This window comes from Kribbella sp. (genome assembly GCF_035687465.1).
In the GTDB taxonomy this organism is placed as follows: domain Bacteria; phylum Actinomycetota; class Actinomycetes; order Propionibacteriales; family Kribbellaceae; genus Kribbella.
The window spans coordinates 1-15,244 of sequence record NZ_DASRXP010000456.1; the positions used below are offsets into that span (position 1 = coordinate 1).

General features: G+C 67.9%; 16 protein-coding genes. 10 read left to right on the forward strand and 6 right to left on the reverse strand.

The window, feature by feature from the left end; genetic code table 11:
• Positions 1–170: 170 nt before the first annotated feature.
• From VFG33_RS23730 to ku, 4 genes are all read left to right on the forward strand, one after another.
• Positions 171–344, forward strand: coding sequence for a CsbD family protein (locus tag VFG33_RS23730; protein WP_325055140.1), 174 nt, complete (start codon positions 171–173; stop codon positions 342–344).
• 92 nt (positions 345–436) lie between these two features.
• Complete coding sequence (locus VFG33_RS23735) at positions 437–1,306, forward strand: alpha/beta fold hydrolase (protein WP_325055141.1); 870 nt, start codon at positions 437–439, stop codon at positions 1,304–1,306.
• Positions 1,307–1,316: 10 nt separating this feature from the next.
• Positions 1,317–2,207 (forward strand): hypothetical protein, encoded by an 891-nt coding sequence (locus VFG33_RS23740; protein ID WP_325055142.1) that lies wholly within the window; start codon positions 1,317–1,319, stop codon positions 2,205–2,207.
• Positions 2,208–2,248: 41 nt separating this feature from the next.
• The gene (ku, locus tag VFG33_RS23745; protein WP_325055143.1) at positions 2,249–3,166 is read left to right on the forward strand and encodes a non-homologous end joining protein Ku; all 918 of its coding nucleotides are present in this window, start codon (positions 2,249–2,251) and stop codon (positions 3,164–3,166) included.
• A gap of 3 nt (positions 3,167–3,169) precedes the next feature.
• Here the strand turns inward: ku and VFG33_RS23750 are convergent, their stop codons facing one another.
• Both VFG33_RS23750 and VFG33_RS23755 read right to left on the reverse strand, forming a co-directional pair.
• Positions 3,170–3,853, reverse strand: coding sequence for a hypothetical protein (locus VFG33_RS23750; RefSeq protein WP_325055144.1), 684 nt, complete (start codon positions 3,851–3,853; stop codon positions 3,170–3,172).
• A 134-nt stretch (positions 3,854–3,987) separates the two neighbouring features.
• The gene (locus VFG33_RS23755; protein WP_325055145.1) at positions 3,988–4,650 is read right to left on the reverse strand and encodes a DUF6766 family protein; all 663 of its coding nucleotides are present in this window, start codon (positions 4,648–4,650) and stop codon (positions 3,988–3,990) included.
• Between the two features lie 80 nt (positions 4,651–4,730).
• On the opposite strand from VFG33_RS23755, the gene VFG33_RS23760 reads away from it, so the two are divergent.
• Entirely contained in the window at positions 4,731–5,192 is a 462-nt protein-coding gene (locus VFG33_RS23760; protein ID WP_325055146.1) for a GNAT family N-acetyltransferase, read from the forward strand.
• On the opposite strand, the gene VFG33_RS23765 is transcribed toward VFG33_RS23760, so the two are convergent.
• On the reverse strand, positions 5,150–6,475 hold the full coding sequence (locus VFG33_RS23765) for an MFS transporter (protein WP_325055147.1): 1,326 nt from the start codon (positions 6,473–6,475) through the stop codon (positions 5,150–5,152). The two genes, VFG33_RS23760 and VFG33_RS23765, sit on opposite strands and share 43 nt — an antisense overlap.
• A gap of 95 nt (positions 6,476–6,570) precedes the next feature.
• Between VFG33_RS23765 and VFG33_RS23770 the strand changes: the two genes are divergently transcribed.
• Entirely contained in the window at positions 6,571–7,047 is a 477-nt protein-coding gene (locus VFG33_RS23770) for a MarR family winged helix-turn-helix transcriptional regulator (RefSeq protein ID WP_325055148.1), read from the forward strand.
• 39 nt (positions 7,048–7,086) lie between these two features.
• On the forward strand, positions 7,087–9,198 hold the full coding sequence (locus tag VFG33_RS23775) for a thiamine pyrophosphate-dependent enzyme (protein WP_325055149.1): 2,112 nt from the start codon (positions 7,087–7,089) through the stop codon (positions 9,196–9,198).
• A gap of 33 nt (positions 9,199–9,231) precedes the next feature.
• On the opposite strand, the gene VFG33_RS23780 is transcribed toward VFG33_RS23775, so the two are convergent.
• Together VFG33_RS23780 and VFG33_RS23785 are read right to left on the reverse strand one after the other, a co-directional pair.
• Complete coding sequence (locus VFG33_RS23780; protein WP_325055150.1) at positions 9,232–9,708, reverse strand: DnaJ family domain-containing protein; 477 nt, start codon at positions 9,706–9,708, stop codon at positions 9,232–9,234.
• Positions 9,709–9,802: 94 nt separating this feature from the next.
• Positions 9,803–10,396 (reverse strand): hypothetical protein, encoded by a 594-nt coding sequence (locus tag VFG33_RS23785; RefSeq protein WP_325055151.1) that lies wholly within the window; start codon positions 10,394–10,396, stop codon positions 9,803–9,805.
• A 60-nt stretch (positions 10,397–10,456) separates the two neighbouring features.
• On the opposite strand from VFG33_RS23785, the gene VFG33_RS23790 reads away from it, so the two are divergent.
• The 3 genes from VFG33_RS23790 to VFG33_RS23800 are packed head-to-tail and all read left to right on the forward strand — an operon-like array spanning position 10,457 to position 14,135.
• The gene (locus tag VFG33_RS23790; protein ID WP_325055152.1) at positions 10,457–12,001 is read left to right on the forward strand and encodes an aldehyde dehydrogenase family protein; all 1,545 of its coding nucleotides are present in this window, start codon (positions 10,457–10,459) and stop codon (positions 11,999–12,001) included.
• 32 nt (positions 12,002–12,033) lie between these two features.
• Complete coding sequence (locus tag VFG33_RS23795; RefSeq protein ID WP_325055153.1) at positions 12,034–13,191, forward strand: NAD(P)/FAD-dependent oxidoreductase; 1,158 nt, start codon at positions 12,034–12,036, stop codon at positions 13,189–13,191.
• 2 nt (positions 13,192–13,193) lie between these two features.
• A complete protein-coding gene (locus VFG33_RS23800; protein WP_325055154.1) occupies positions 13,194–14,135 on the forward strand; it encodes an ornithine cyclodeaminase family protein in 942 nt (313 codons plus the stop codon).
• 7 nt (positions 14,136–14,142) lie between these two features.
• On the opposite strand, the gene VFG33_RS23805 is transcribed toward VFG33_RS23800, so the two are convergent.
• Complete coding sequence (locus VFG33_RS23805; protein WP_325055155.1) at positions 14,143–14,790, reverse strand: hypothetical protein; 648 nt, start codon at positions 14,788–14,790, stop codon at positions 14,143–14,145.
• Between the last annotated feature and the right edge of the window lie 454 nt (positions 14,791–15,244).

Sequence of the window (15,244 nt, forward strand, 5' to 3'; positions counted from 1 at the left end):
TTCTTGTTGGATCCTGCGGGCATCGTCGCGCTCCCTTCAAGCCAATTCGAGTGCCAGGCCCGGTACCCCGTCGTCGCGGCGGCAATCACTTCGATGGGGCGTGCATGGATCGAGTTTCGGCGGGCACCCGGAGGTCGCAAGCAACCGGAACCACGGAGGAGATGAGATCGATGGGTATCGGGGACAAGATGAAGAACGCTGCCGAGTCGGCCAAGGGCAAGATGAAGGAGAAGACCGGCGACGCGACCGACAACGAAGACCTGCAGGCCGAAGGCCAGGCGGAGAAGTCCGTGGCAGACCTGAAGCAGGCCGGCGAGAAAGCCAAGGACGCCTTCAAGAACTGAGTTCCGCCCACTCCAGTTCCTCCGACGATCCCCACCAGTCGTCCCCCGGCTGGTGGGGATCCTTCGGCTCCGGACGGGGTACCCGGTCAACCATGTTCGAGAATTTCACTCTGGAGCGGATCGACACCGGCGACGTCACCCTGCGCGTGCGGCACGGCGGATCAGGCCCACCCGTCGTCCTGGTGCACGGCCATCCCCGCACCCACACCACCTGGTACGCCGTCGCGCCGGCTCTGGCGGCGGCCGGCTTCACCGTGGTCTGTCCGGACCTCCGGGGCTACGGCCAGTCGGACAAACCCGCCAGCGACGACGACCACGCGCCGTACTCGAAACGCGCGATGGCGGCCGACCTCGTCGGGCTGATGGATGCTCTCGGTCACGACAAGTTCGCCGTCGCCGGGCACGACCGCGGTTCGCAGGTCGCCTACCGGACCGCTCTCGACCACCCCGACCGGGTCAGCCAACTGGTGGTGATGGACGGGGTGCCGATGGTCGAGGCACTGGAGCGCGCCGACGCGAAGTTCGCGGCGATGTGGTGGCACTGGTGGTTCTTCGGCCAGACCGCGAAGCCGGCCGAGCGGGTGATCTGCGCCGATCCCGAGACCTGGTACAACGCCTGGACCTCGAACTCCCCGGACGTCCTCGGCCCGGAGAACCACGCGGACTTCCTGGCGGCGATCCGCAACCCGGCCACCGTGCACGGAATGGTCGAGGACTACCGGGCCGGCCTGACGGTGGACCGCCGGATCGACGAGCAGGACCGAGCTGCCGGACGGCAGATCCAGTGCCCGATGCTGATGCTCTGGTCGACCAAGGACGACATGGAGGAGATCTACGGCGATCCGCTCGAGGTCTGGCGGCCGTGGTGCCCCCAAGTCACCGGACACGGGATCGACTCCACCCACCACATCGCCGAGAACGCCCCGGCCGAGCTCGTACAGAGCCTGCTGGAGTTCCTGTAGCGTCAGCCGGGTGGACGTCGAGCAAGTGGACTTCGAGGAGGCCGCGAGCCGGCTTTACGCCGCGCCCGCGGCGGACTTCATTGCCATTCGCAACGAGCTCGCGAAGCAGCTGAAGGCGGCCGGCGACCAGCTCGGTTCGACCCGGCTGAAGGCGCTGCGCAAGCCGACAGTCGCCGCCTGGCTGACGAACCTGGTGGCCCGGGAACGGCCCGACCAGCTGGACGACCTGCTCGCGCTCGGTGACGAGTTCCGCGAGGCGACGGCCGATCTCGACGGCGAAAGACTGCGGGAGCTGACGCCCAAGCGGCACAAGCTGCTCGACCAGCTGGCCAAGGAGGCCAACGGCCTCGCCGAGCGGGAAGGCCAGAAGGTCAGCGCGGATGTCGGGCAGAAACTCCGCGAGACCCTCGACGCCGCCCTGGTCGATCCGGCCGCGGGTGAGGCGGTCCGCGAGGGGCGGCTCAGCAGCGCGCTCCGGCATGTCGGCTTCGGCGTCGTCGACGAGAGCGGCGAGCCGTCGAATGTGACGCCCCTGACCGACGAGCGGCGGCAGCGGGCGCAGGATCGCCGGAAGGCGTCGAAGGTCGCCGAAGAGTCGGCTGCCGAGGAATCCGGGTCTGCGAAAGCCGCGCGGGAGAAGGCCGAACGCGAGGAAGAAGCGCGCGAGGAAGCCGAGAAGACCGAGGCCAAGCAGGAGTTCGACCGGGCAGTGGCCGCGGCGGAGGCGGCCGAAGCGACCGTCGACGACCTCGACAGCCAGCTGGCCGAGGCCCGCGAGGCGCTCGAGCAGGCCCACGAGGCGGTCCGCCGGATCGACGCCGAACTGACCGAGGCGAAGAAGGTCGCCCGGGATGCCCAGAAGGAGAGTCGCGAGGCCCGCAAGCGCTACAACCGCCTCTGAACGGGTACCGGGCGAACGAGTGTCGTGGAAAGGACTGGACGATGGCACGGTCGATCTGGAGCGGGTACATCAACTTCGGGCTGGTCTCGGTACCGGTCGGCCTGTACAGCGCCACCTCCGAGCACGAGCTGGATTTCCACCAGTTCCAGCGCGGTACGTCGGACCGGATCCGCTACAAACGGGTGAACGAGCGGACCGGCCGTGAGGTCGACTTCGACAAGATCGTCAAGGGCCACGAGGTCGGCGGCGGCGAGTACGTCATCGTCGAGCCGGACGAGCTGGACGAGATCGCTCCCGGCAAGTCCCGCTCCCTGGAGATCTCGACCTTCGTCGACCTGGACGAGATCGACCCGATCTACTTCCAGAAGAGCTACTACCTCGGTCCCAGGGACAAGGAGAACGCGTCGTCCTACGCGCTGCTCAGGGACGCGCTGGCGAAGTCCAACCGGGCCGGGATCGCGAGCTTCGTGATGCGCAGCAAGGAGTACCTGGCGACGATCCGGGCGGACGGCAAGGTGCTCGTGCTGGAGACGATGTTCTTCGCCGACGAGATCCGTGCTGCCGCCGACGAGATCGGCAACCTGCCGGCGAAGTCCGGTGCGGGTCAGCAGCTCAAGATGGCGGTCGACCTGATCGAGGCGATGAGCGGGCCATGGCGGCCGGCGGAGTACAAGGACAGCTACACCGAGCGGGTCAAGGAGCTGGTCGAGTCCAAGCGCAAGGGCAAGGAACTCGTGGTCAACGAGGAGGAGCCCGAGGCGACCTCGACGACCGATCTGGTCTCCGCCCTCCGCGCCAGCGTCGACGCGGCCCGGGCCCGCCGCCAGGGCAGCACCAGCAAGAAGACGACCACGAAGAAGGCCGCCGCGAAGAAGACGACCGCTAAGAAGTCCACCTCCAAGAAGACAACTGCGAAGAAGACGTCAGGGAAGAAGGCGAGCACCAAGAAGGCGGCCTGAGACCTACTCGCCTGGTTTGGGGAGGAGGAAGGTGCCGGGGTCGCTGGGGGCGCCGGCTTCGATCCAGCGCTGGAAGCCGTCGGGGTTGCGGCGTTCGAACTCGTCCAGGCAGATCCGGCGGACCTCCGCGACCGCCTGGCGATCGCGGAGGCCGGCGCCTTCCGCCAGCGTCGTGGTGGTCTCGCACCAGACTCCACACAGCTCCTCGATGCTGAGCGGGCACTGAAGGGAGGCGATCAGCCTCTCGTCCTCCAGTTCGTCGGCCCGGCTCAACAGGAGCAGCTTCTCGGACGCGGGCTTCCGCCGGAACCGGCGGCGCCTCTTGGGCCGGTCCGACGGAATGACTAGATCGAGCAGCACGAACAGCCCGGCCGCGACCCCCAGAGTGATCAGGCCCAGCGCTCCCCAGCCGAGCAGCTTCACCAGCCCCGGGAGACAGAGGATCGCACCAGCGGCCAGCACGGCGACCAGCACCGGCGACTCGAACGGGACATCGTCGGAGACGTGCTTGGTCACCGCGGCCAACGGCCAAGCGAGGGCGAACACTACGAGCAGCAGAATGGACGTCGCGATGGGTCCGAGCGTCAGTACTCCGGACAGCAGCCCGGCCGTGGCTGCACCGACGCCGGCCGCCACTGCCGTACGCCGAACCCTCGGGGAAAGCTGCATCTTGCCGAGCTCACTCATGGTCGCCACGGAACACCCTTGTGAGTACCCCGGCCGACTACCACCAAAACCGCACGCCCGCCCGCGGAGCCCGGTGGCGTCGACACTGTCATAACGATCGACCCAGCCACCAGGTTCCTGCCTCGTCAGGAAACCTAGGCGCCGGTCTCGACATGAGGAGCATGGACGGGTTTCGACTGCGGTGAGTTGCGCTGGCGCAGGAAGATCGAGCCGCCGACGATCGCCGCCACGGCCAGGAACTCGCTCTGCCAGTTCTGGAACGACTCGAACCAGAACTGCGAAGTCTGCAAGTACTGCCAGGTGGTGACCGCCTCGCTGCCGTGCATCAACTGGTCCTCGCTGTACGCACCGGCACCGGTCACCGCATGCAGCCAGAAGGACAGCAGGAACACGATCCCGAACGCGAGCGCCAACGAGTTCTCGTACAGCTTCAGCAGCAACTCCGACCCGTGCCGGACCGGCCACGGCGCCTGCGGATCGTTGCGATGCTCGCGCGGATCGTCATCCTGCTCGGCCCGCTTGTCCACCGGCTTCGACTCCGCGGACCCCTTCTGCAGCAGGAAGGCGGTGAGCAGGACGTACATGCCCATCTGCAGGAACTCGCTTTCCCAGTTCTCGAACACCGTCTCGCCGAACGACGACGACCCGGCGTACTCGACCAGGCTCTGGGTCGGCTGGTTGTGCTCGGCAAGGTCATCGTTCTCGTGTGCGTGCCCGGTGAACAGAACGCCCAGCATGAACACCAGGAACAGACCGAGAGTGACCGTCAACAGGGCGTGCAGCCGGAGCCATCTCATCCGCCCATCATCACTACTGCGATCACCACCCGCACCCCACCGGCCCGGCGCGCCGCCGACCGCCGTGATTGGGTGTCGGCGTGCCGAACATCGTGATTCGAGACCGTACCGATGCCGATTTCGTCGACTGCGTCGCCTTCCTGCGTGACGTCCACGAACTGTCCGGCTATCCGGTGAACTGGCCGGCCGACCCGAAGGGCTGGCTCACCCCGCCGGAGGCACTCGGCTGCTGGGTGATCACCGTCGACGGCGAGGTGGCCGGCCATGGCGCACTCACGGCCGACGGACAGGGAGCACTGGTCGAACGGTTGTTCGTGGACCCGAACCGGACCGGCGGCGGCCTCGGCCGGCAACTTCTCGACCACTGCGTCACCGTCGCCCGCGACGCGAGCCGGAAGCTGTCCCTCGACGTCGCCGAGAACTGCCAAGCCGCGATCGCCCTGTACGACCGGGCCGGCTGGCACCGGACCGGCCGTACGCCGATCGACTGGGGTGGGACTCAGGCGTCCGCGGTGATCAGATTCGAGGCACCGGCCTTCTGATCTAGCGGATGAGCGATCTCGTCGGACGTGAACCGGCCGAGCCAGACCACCAGCAGCGACACCACCACCGGGCCGAGGCCGGCCACCAGGAACACCGCGCTGACGCCGAAGAGTGAGCCAGCAGGCCCCGCCAGCGCCATCGACAACGGCATCAGCAGCAGCGACACGAAGAAGTCCAGGCTGGAGATCCGCCCGCGCAGGTGATCCGGCACCCGGCGCTGCAGCAGCGTCCCCCAGATCACCATCGCCGCCGAACCGGTTCCCCCGGCGATAGCCGCACCGATAGCCATCAGCCACAGGTCGGTCGCATAGCCGAGCAGCACGAACGGCGCCGACCCGACGCCCCACATCAGCGTCATCACCGTCAGATACCGCCGCGGCAGCGACCGCGACGAGATCAACAACGCGCCCACCGCGCCACCGATGCCGAACGCCGCCAGCACCAGCCCGTACTCCGTCGCGCCGCCACCCAACTGATCCTGTACTGCGAACGGCAGCAGCACCTCGAGCGGCCCCAGGATCAGCAACACGAACACGGTCCCGAAGAGCAAAGACGCGAGCAACCACCGAGTACGGCGTACGTAACTCCACCCTTCCCGCAGATCGGCGAACATCGCTCTGACCCCGGTCGGCCCCGCACCCTCCGCCTCGTCAACGATCGCCTCCCTGGAAGTAGAGGCGGTCGTGGGTTGGATGCGCATCGCCATCACGCAGGCAGCCGAGAACAGGTAGGTCAGGGCGGCGACGAGGATCGCCACCCCCGGCGACAGTGCCGCGATCGCCAACCCACCCAGCGCCGGCCCGGTCGCCTGCTGCGCCAGCGGCCGCAGCGTGCCTTCGAGCCCGTTAGCCGCAAGCAGTTGCTCGGGTGGCAGCAACTTCGGCACCAGCGCCGTGTACGCCGGGATCAGGAACGCCTCCCCCGCGCCGATGATCACCGCGCCGGCCGCAAGCTGCCACACCTCCAGCAGTCCCGCGAGCGCAAGGCCCCCAAGAACCAGCAGGACAGCACCGCGCACGATGTCGGCCGCGATGATGACCGATCGCTGGGACACCCGATCGGCCGCGATGCCGCCGAACAGGATGCAAACGAGCAAGCCGATGCTGTACGCCGTGGTGACTACCGACAGCTGAACCGGACCTCCGCCCAGCTCGATCACCTGCCAGGCCAGCGCCACCAACCACAGACCGCTACCGAGCAGGGCGACGGCGAGCCCGGTCCACAACAGCCGGTAGTCCCGGTGCCGCAGCGGCTCGACTGCCTTCCAACGGACCTTGCTCACGATGCACACCTCAAGAGTTGACAGCGAAACTATTAATCGGACTCTACCCACACGAACAGTTCACGTGTCAACAGTTGCGGTGTATATTCCTTCTCATGGCGACGAAACAGATGAGCACGGATCAACTGGGTGCCTGGCGTGCCCTGTATCGGGCGGACACCTTGTTGTTCGCCCACCTGGACAACACCCTGCGCAGCGTCGCCAAGATGACGTACTTCGAGCACGAGGTGCTGCGGGCGCTCGACGAGGCGGGCGGCAAACTCCGGATGGCACCGCTGGCGGAGAAGCTGATGATCTCCCGCAGCGGCGGCACGAGGCTCGTCTCCAAGCTGGAGGACAAGGACGGCTGGGTCGTCCGGACCGCGTCACAGCAGGACCGCCGGGCCACCTGGGCCGAGCTGACCCCGGCCGGCCGGGAGGCGCTGAAGAAGGCTGAACCGGTGGTCGATGCCGTGGTCGCCACCTTCTTCGCGGATCATGTCTCAGGTGACGACCTTCGACGCGCGTCCCGGATCATGGACCGCCTGGCCGACGCCAACCCGAACGACGACGGCTTCGACTGCGGCCTCTGACCGCGGTCCCAGGCGCGCGGGCGGCTGGGGGTCGGTGCGATGAACCAGGTCGACGAGTTGTTCGCGGAGCGGGTGAAGGCGCTCAAGCCCGCACCCTGTGACCACCCCGCTCAGGTCGTCCGGGACCTGTACGACGCCCAACTCGGCAGCCGGCACTGCGATCTGGCAGCGAGGTGGCTCCAGTCCGAGGGCCACGGCTTCTACACGATCGGGTCATCCGGCCACGAGGGCAACGCAGCAGTCGCGGCGGCTCTTCAGCCGACGGACCCGGCTCTCCTGCACTACCGCTCCGGCGCGTTCTACCTGGCGCGCGCCGCGCAACACCAGGACAAGGACGGCATCCGCGACATGCTGCTCGGCGTGACGGCAGCGACGACCGAACCCATCGCCGGTGGTCGCCACAAGGTGTTCGGCCGGCACGACCTCGCGGTCATCCCGCAGACCTCGACGATCGCGTCCCACCTGCCCCGCGCGATGGGAGTCGCCTTCTCGATCGCCCGGGCGGCGAAGCTCGGCGTACCGTGCGCGTGGCCGGCGGACGCGATCGTGGTGACCAGTTTCGGCGACGCCTCGGCGAGCCACTCGACGGCGACCGGGGCGATCAACGCGACCCTGCACACGTCGTACCAGGGGATCCCGATGCCGTTGCTGCTGGTCTGCGAGGACAACGGGATCGGGATCAGCGTGCGCACCCCCGACGGCTGGATCAAGCAGGCCTACGGACAACGCCCGGGGCTGCGGTACTTCGATGCCGACGGCACCGATCTCGCCGCCACCCTGACGATGGCCACCGAGGCGGCGACCTTCGTACGGCGCAACCGTCGGCCCGCGTTCCTCCGGCTCAGAACCGTCCGACTGCTGGGTCATGCCGGGTCGGACGTGGAAGCGGCGTACCGGACTCCGGCCGAGCTGACCGCCGACGAGGAGCTGGATCCGCTGCTCGGCACGGCCCGGCTGCTGCTCGACGGCGGTTGCACGCCGGCGGAGATCGTGGAGCTCTACGAGGACAAGCGGTCCGAGGTGATGAGGATCGCTCGGGAGGTGGCCGGGCTGCCTCAGCTTGCCTCGGCAGAGGCGGTTGCCGCACCGCTGCGATACCCGGATCCCACAGTCGTGACGGAGTCGTTGCCCGAGCGTGGTGGCCGTACGAGTGAGCCGCTCACCCTGAGCCAGTCGATCAACCGTGCCTTGGCGGAGGTGCTCGCGTCGTACCCGGAGGCGATGGTCTTCGGTGAGGACGTCGGCCGCAAGGGTGGCGTCTACGGCGTCACTCGCGGGTTGCAGAAGAGCTTTGGTCCGGCCCGGGTCTTCGACACGCTGCTGGATGAGCAGTCGATCCTCGGACTCGCCCTCGGCGCGGGGGTTTCCGGGCTGTTGCCGTTGCCGGAGATCCAGTACCTGGCCTATCTGCACAACGCCGAGGACCAGTTGCGGGGCGAGGCGGCCTCGCTGAAGTTCTTCTCGCAGGGGCAGTTCCGGAATCCGATGGTGCTGCGGATCGCCGGCTACGGCTACCAGAAGGGGTTCGGCGGGCACTTCCACAACGATGACGCGATCGGGGTCCTGCGGGACATCCCCGGGCTGGTGATCGCGTCGCCATCGCGTCCGGACGATGCAGCCGCAATGCTGCGGACGTGTGCCGCGGCCGCTCGCAGCGATGGCGCCGTCTGTGTCTTCCTCGAGCCGATCGCGCTCTACCACCAGCGCGACCTGCACGAGGACGGCGACGATGCCTGGCTGGCGGGCTACCCGGCCGAGCACGTGCCGATCGGGCGGGGCCGCACGTACGGCGACGGCCAGGACCTCACCCTCGTCACGTTCGGCAACGGCGTCCCGATGAGCCTTCGGGTCGCTGAGAAACTCAACGGCCGCGTCCGGGTCCTCGATCTGCGCTGGCTCACACCGCTACCCCTCGAGGATTTGTTGCGTGAGGCAACGATCACTGGTCGCGTGCTGGTGGTCGACGAGACCCGGCGTTCGGGCGGCGTCTCCGAGGGCGTGCTGGCAGCGCTCGTCGATGCCGGCTTCACCGGACGCCTGGCGCGCGTCACCAGCGAGGACTCGTTCATTCCCTTGGGCGACGCCGCCCGTGAAGTGCTGCTCAGCGAACAGACCATCGAAGCCGCAGCCCGCGCCCTGCTGGAACCCTGACCGTCCGAACCCCACCTGCCGGACGGTGCGGGTTCAGCTGAAGAGGCGTTGCCAGATCGAGCGTTTGGGCTGGGGCCGGTCCGACGCCTCGGGAGCGGGCTCCGGTTGCGGGCGATCCTGTAACCACTGCTCGACGAACTCTTCCTCGTCGACCGGGCCGACCGGGACCACGACGCCCGTCGCGTCACGGATCTGCAGCAGGATCCGCTTGTTCAGGTCCTGCAGGTACTCGCGGACCTCGGTCTCGCTGCGCATCTTCCGGAGCTTGTCCGTGATCTGCTGCTTCTCCTTGCGCAACTGCACCGACGGCGGCAGCAGAACGTCCGCCTCGATCTTCTCGCGGCGGATGAAGTCCTTCACCCACCAGTCCGGATCATGCGGATCGGCAAGCTTGTGGAGCGGCTGGCCAGCTCCCGCCAGATCGTCGAACTCACCGCGGTTCTGGGCCTGCCGGATCTGGGCCTCGACCCAGTCCTCGGTCCGCATTCCCGGCGGTTTGCGCTCGGTCATGGACGCCTCCGTGTCACTTCGACATGGTTGCCCTGCGACCCGGTCCTTGCCGGGCCCAGTTCCACTGAACCATATTGTGAATGGAATCACAAGGTCAGTTCGGCGGCATCTTCCCCTCGGGCCACAGCTCCGGCACCGGGATCGGCATCCGCCAGAGCGGCAGCCTGGGATCGACCAGTCCGTTGCGGATCGCGACGGATCGGAGCAGCCGCAGCGGGCCGGCGATCAGGATCAAAGCCAGCGGCAGTTCCACCAGTACGGCGCTCAGCAGCGCCTGCAGCATGTTCTCGCCCCAGTGGCTGGTGAGAACGTCGAACCAGGCGTCGCAGATCAGCAGGACGCCGCAGGCGAAGGCGGACGGGAACAACAACATCCGTCGCCGCCACCCGAAGATCGCGGTCAGCACCAGCAGGGCCAGCAGGATGATGTCGAACCCGACCCAGGTGGCCACCCAGCGCCGTGCCACGTAGTGGTTCGGCAGCGTGTTCGCCAGATACACGATCCAGGGAATGAGGACAGCCACACAGACCAGCATCAGCGCCAGCCGCCACTTGCGGATCCGCTCGATCGTCCGGCTCGACGGCATCCTGGTCCCGGCCGTGGCCTGCGTCAGCCGCATGATCAGCTCGCGGCGCTCCTCGAGGGACATCGCCTGGATCTGTTCATCGGTCAGCTCTCCACCGCTCACACTCCATGCTCACATGAGAGGCTGGGCGACACCGAGCCCCCCGACCGAGAGGACCCACCTGTGTCTTCCGCCATCCTGTCCGTCGTCGCTGGGGAGCGGGTCCCCGACCCGGTCCGGACCGCCCCCTCGACCAACCCGGCGAACACCGCCGACGTGGTCGGCACCATCGGTGTCGCCGGTCCCGAGGTGTTCGTGCAGGCCGCCCGGGCGGCACGTGCGGCCCAGGCGTCGTGGGCGGCGCTGCCGGCCCCGCAACGCGGCCAGGTGATCGCGAATGTGGGCCGGTTGATGACCGCGAACAAGTCCCGGCTCGCGGCCCTGGTGACCCGCGAGATCGGCAAGCCGCTGGCGGAGGCGCTGGGCGAGGTGCAGGAGATCATCGACACCTGCGACTTCTTTATCGGCGAGGGCCGCCGGCTCTACGGCCAGACCGTGCCTTCGGAGATGCCGGACAAGCAGTTGTTCACGTTCCGCCGCCCGGTCGGTGCCGTCGCGGTGATCTCGGCCGGCAACTTCCCGGTCGCGGTCCCCTCCTGGTACATCGTCCCGGCCCTGCTCTGCGGCAACACCGTGGTGTGGAAGCCGGCGGAGTACTCGGCTGTCTGCTCCAACGCGTTCTACGAGCTCTTCGAGCATGCCGGCGTGCCGGCGGGGGTCTTCAACCTCGTGTACGCCGATGGCGCCGACACCTTCGCGGGGCTCGAGCAGTCGCTCGCGGCCGGGTTGATCGACAAGGTCGGCTTCACCGGGTCCAGCGAGGTCGGCACCCGGATCGGCGAGCTCTGCGGCCGCCACCTGCAGACGCCGTGCCTGGAGCTCGGCGGCAAGAACCCGATGGTGGTCACCGCCGACGCAGACCTCGACCTCGCGGTCGAAGGCGCCCTCTTCTCCGGCTTCGGTACTGCGGGTCAGCGGTGCACGTCGCTGGGAACGGTGATCGTGCACGAGTCGGTGCATGACGAGTTCGTCAGGCGTTTCAGTGCCGCGGTCGCCTCGGCCGCGATGGGCGATCCGACCCAGGACGTGCTGTTCGGGCCCTTGCTGGACGAGAAGTTCGCGGCCGGCTTCGAGAAGACGCTGGGCTGGATCGCGGCGCATCACCGGGTGATCGGCACCGTCGGCCGGGTCGGCGCCGGCAGCCCCCGGGACGGTTTCGTCGGCGATCCGGAGGCCGGGCTGTTCTACCACCCGGTGATCGTGGACGGGGTCCAGCCGGACGACGAACTGTTCCTGAACGAGACGTTCGGCCCGATCGTCGGGATCACCACCTACGCGACCCTCGACGAAGCGATTGCCCTGGGCAACAAGCCGGGGTACGGGTTGTCCAGCTCGATCTACACGACGGATCCGCAGCAGGCGTTCCGGTTCGCGCAGGGGATCTCGGCCGGCATGGTCAGCGTGAACAACTCCACCTCCGGCGCCGAGGCGCACCTGCCCTTCGGCGGCAACGGGAAGTCCGGCAACGGATCCCGGCAGAGCGGCATCTGGGTGCTGGACCAGTTCACCCGCTGGCAGTCGCTGAACTGGGACTACTCGGGCAAACTCCAGAAGGCCCAGATGGACACCGTCGAGGTCGAGGCCGATCTGGCCTTCTTCCTGAGCTGATCGGTCTGCGGGCTGATGGGTTCGGTGGGCTGATGGTGGCTTCGTTGCCGGCGCGGGCCGACGTGGTGATCGTCGGCGGCGGCGTGATGGGCACCAGCATCGCGTTCCACCTCGCCGAGGCCGGGGTGGAACGCGTGCTGCTGCTCGAGATGGCGCAACTCGGCTCGGGTTCCACCTCGAAGGCCGCGGGCGGCGTCCGGGCGAACTTCTCCGACGAACTGAACATCGCCCTGGGCGCCCGCAGCCTGGAAGCCTTCGCTGCTTTCGGCGAACGCCCGGGCCAGGAGATCGACCTGCACCGCGTCGGCTACCTGTTCCTCTTGTCGACCGGCGACCAACTCGAACTCTTCGAGGAAAGCACCCGCCTGCAGAACGCGGCCGGCCAGCCAACCCGGATGATCTCCGCCTCCGAGGCCGCCCGCCTGGCTCCGCTGATCTCCACAGACGGCCTTGTCGGCGCCTGCTTCTCACCAAACGACGGGCACTGTACGCCGGAGTCGGTGGTACTGGGCTACGCCACGGCCGCCCGTCGGCTGGGCGCAACCCTGGTCACCGGCTGCACCGTCCTCGGCATCGATGCTGTAGGCAACGAGATCCGTCAGGTCCGGACCTCGCTCGGTATCGTCGAGACCTCGACGGTGATCTGCGCGGCCGGAGCCTGGTCGGCCTCACTCGCCGCCTCGGTGGGCGTCGACCTGCCGGTGACGCCGCTGCGACGGCAGATCGTGGTCACCGACGCCATTCCGACGCTGCCTCCGGACCTGCCGATGACCATCGACTTCAGCAGCACGTTCTACTTCCACCGCGAAGGTCCTGGCCTGCTGGTCGGCATGTCCGATCCCGAGGAAGAGCCGGGCTTCAACCTCGACAACTCCGACGCCTGGCTGCCGCGGTTGACCGCGGTGATGGAACAGCGCACCCCCAGCCTCCTCGAGGTCGGCCTGACCGGCGGCTGGGCCGGACTCTACGAGGTGACCCCCGACCACAATGCCCTGATCGGCGAGGCCGCCGGGATCGACCGCTTCCTCTACGCCACCGGCTTCTCCGGCCATGGCTTCCTTCAAGGACCGGCGATCGGCGAAGTCATCCGCGACCTCTACCTGGGCCGAACGCCCTTCGTCGACGTCTCTCCCCTCGACGCCACCCGCTTCCACTCCTCCACCCACCGGACCGAACAGAACGTGGTCTGAAGATGACGCTGCTCCTGACCCGCTCAGAGATCCTGGAACTCCTCGACATCCCTTCTGTCCTTGAGGTTCTACGCGATGGCTTCACTGCGTCAACCGTGGTCGAGCCGCAGCGGATGCGGACAGACCTCCCGGGTCCCGGTACTGCGACCGCTCTCCTCCCCGGGGTGATTCCGGGCATCCCCGCGTACACGGTGAAGATCAACGCGAAGTTCCCGGCCGCCACGCCGGCGCTGCGCGGAGTCGTCTGCCTGCACGACTTGGCGGACGGATCCTTGCTGGCGGTGATGGACTCGTCCTCGGTGACTGCGTGGCGCACAGGTCTCGCAGCTGCCCTGGCGACCGACGTACTGGCTTCGGCGGAGGCCGCCACAGTCGGGGTAATCGGAGCCGGCGCGCAGTCGGCCATGGTGATCCGCGGCCTCGCGGCTCTCCGCCCAGTGCGGCACCTGGTCGTGCACGACACCGACCCGCGCAAGGCGGCCGACTTCGTTGACTCGCACCCGATGGTCCCAGCCAGCATTGCTGTCGATGCGCTCGAGGTCGCCAGGCGGGCTGAGTTGGTGGTGATGGCGACGTGGTCGCGCGAACCACTACTGGCAGCAGCCGATGTCCGTCCTGGGCAACACTTCACCAGCCTCGGCGCGGACGAGCCCGGCAAGGTCGAACTGTCCGCGGACCTGTTGCTCAAGGCCAGGATCGTCGTCGATGACAGGAGACTCGCTGTGTCCATGGGTGCTGTGGGCACCGTGGGTCTCGGCGAGGAGGCTGTGCACGCGACACTGACCGAGATTCTCACTGGACGCTCGCCCGGACGTGAACGCTCTGCGCAACTGACCGTGTACGCGCCCTTGGGCCTTCCCTGGCAGGACCTAGCGGTCGCCTGGCCCGTCTACCAAGCGGCGCTCTCGGCCGGCACAGCCGGCGCCATCGACTTCCTCGCCTGAGGCGGGATCAGGGACGGCGCGGGGGTGCGGTCTGGTCGGGGTCGTCCGGCCAGTTGTCCGGGTTGCACCACTCGGGGTCCCAGCCCTGCTGCTTGCAGAACTCCGCGTACATCTCTTCCTGGGTCGGCGGACGCGAAGGTGTCGGCCGGGTCGTCGGCACCGGCTTCTTGGTGGTGGTCTTCGTCGCCGTCGGTCGCTGCTCCTCGGCAGACTCCGTCTTCTTGGTGGTCCGCGTCTTGCTCGGAGTCGGCGTCGTCTTGGGGGCAACGGTCTTCGCGACGGTCGGCGGCGTCGACGGTTTCGCGGTGGTCGGAGGCGCTGACGGCGTGGTCGAAGGCGTCGGGCTGCTGTCGTCGACCACCGGAGCCGCTTGCGTACTTGGCGATTCCCCGTCGAACAGGCCGATCGCGGACAAGGCCCAGAAGTTCACCGCGAGGAACAACACCAGCGCACCCGCTCCGGCGAACACCTTGCGCCTGGACGTCCCGCCGTACAGGCCGACCGGACCACGGACCGCGTTGCCCTTGCCGTCGACCCAGAACTGCCAGTCCTCCGGCGCCGGCGGCCAGGTGGGGTCTGGGTGCCACGTCTTCGGCGGCATCCAGCTACGTCGGGGCGGCGTGGGCCAGCTCGGCGGTACCACGAACCGCTTCACAATTCCTCCAGCTCGCCGACGAAAACCCGACCCAGGTTAGTGGATCGACCCTGACCTCAACAGCCCGGGCAGGTAAGCCCCGAGTAAGAACCCGCCCACCTGCACGGACACCCAACGACCGAAGCCGCCGAAAAGCTACTTCCCACCTATTAATCCCCGGCGTGTCGCGCTCACCCGCCTCTCAAACCCTCACCCGACCCACTACTCTGCGGACCCCAGCATGGGCAGTCCCGTCCCGAGGAGACTGCCGCTCACGTTCGTCGGTCGGTGGGTCGATGTGGTTCGCGGGCACATAGGTGTGGGTGGTTCGCGTCGCCGGGCTGCGTGAGTTTGCTAGTCGCGGCGAGGTGAGTCAAGGGCGCTTCGCGGCCCTTCGGGCTCGAACAAGTTCGACCCTTGACACACCTCACCACGACCAGGGAAGGACGCAGCTACGCCCGGAGCCGCTGAGAAG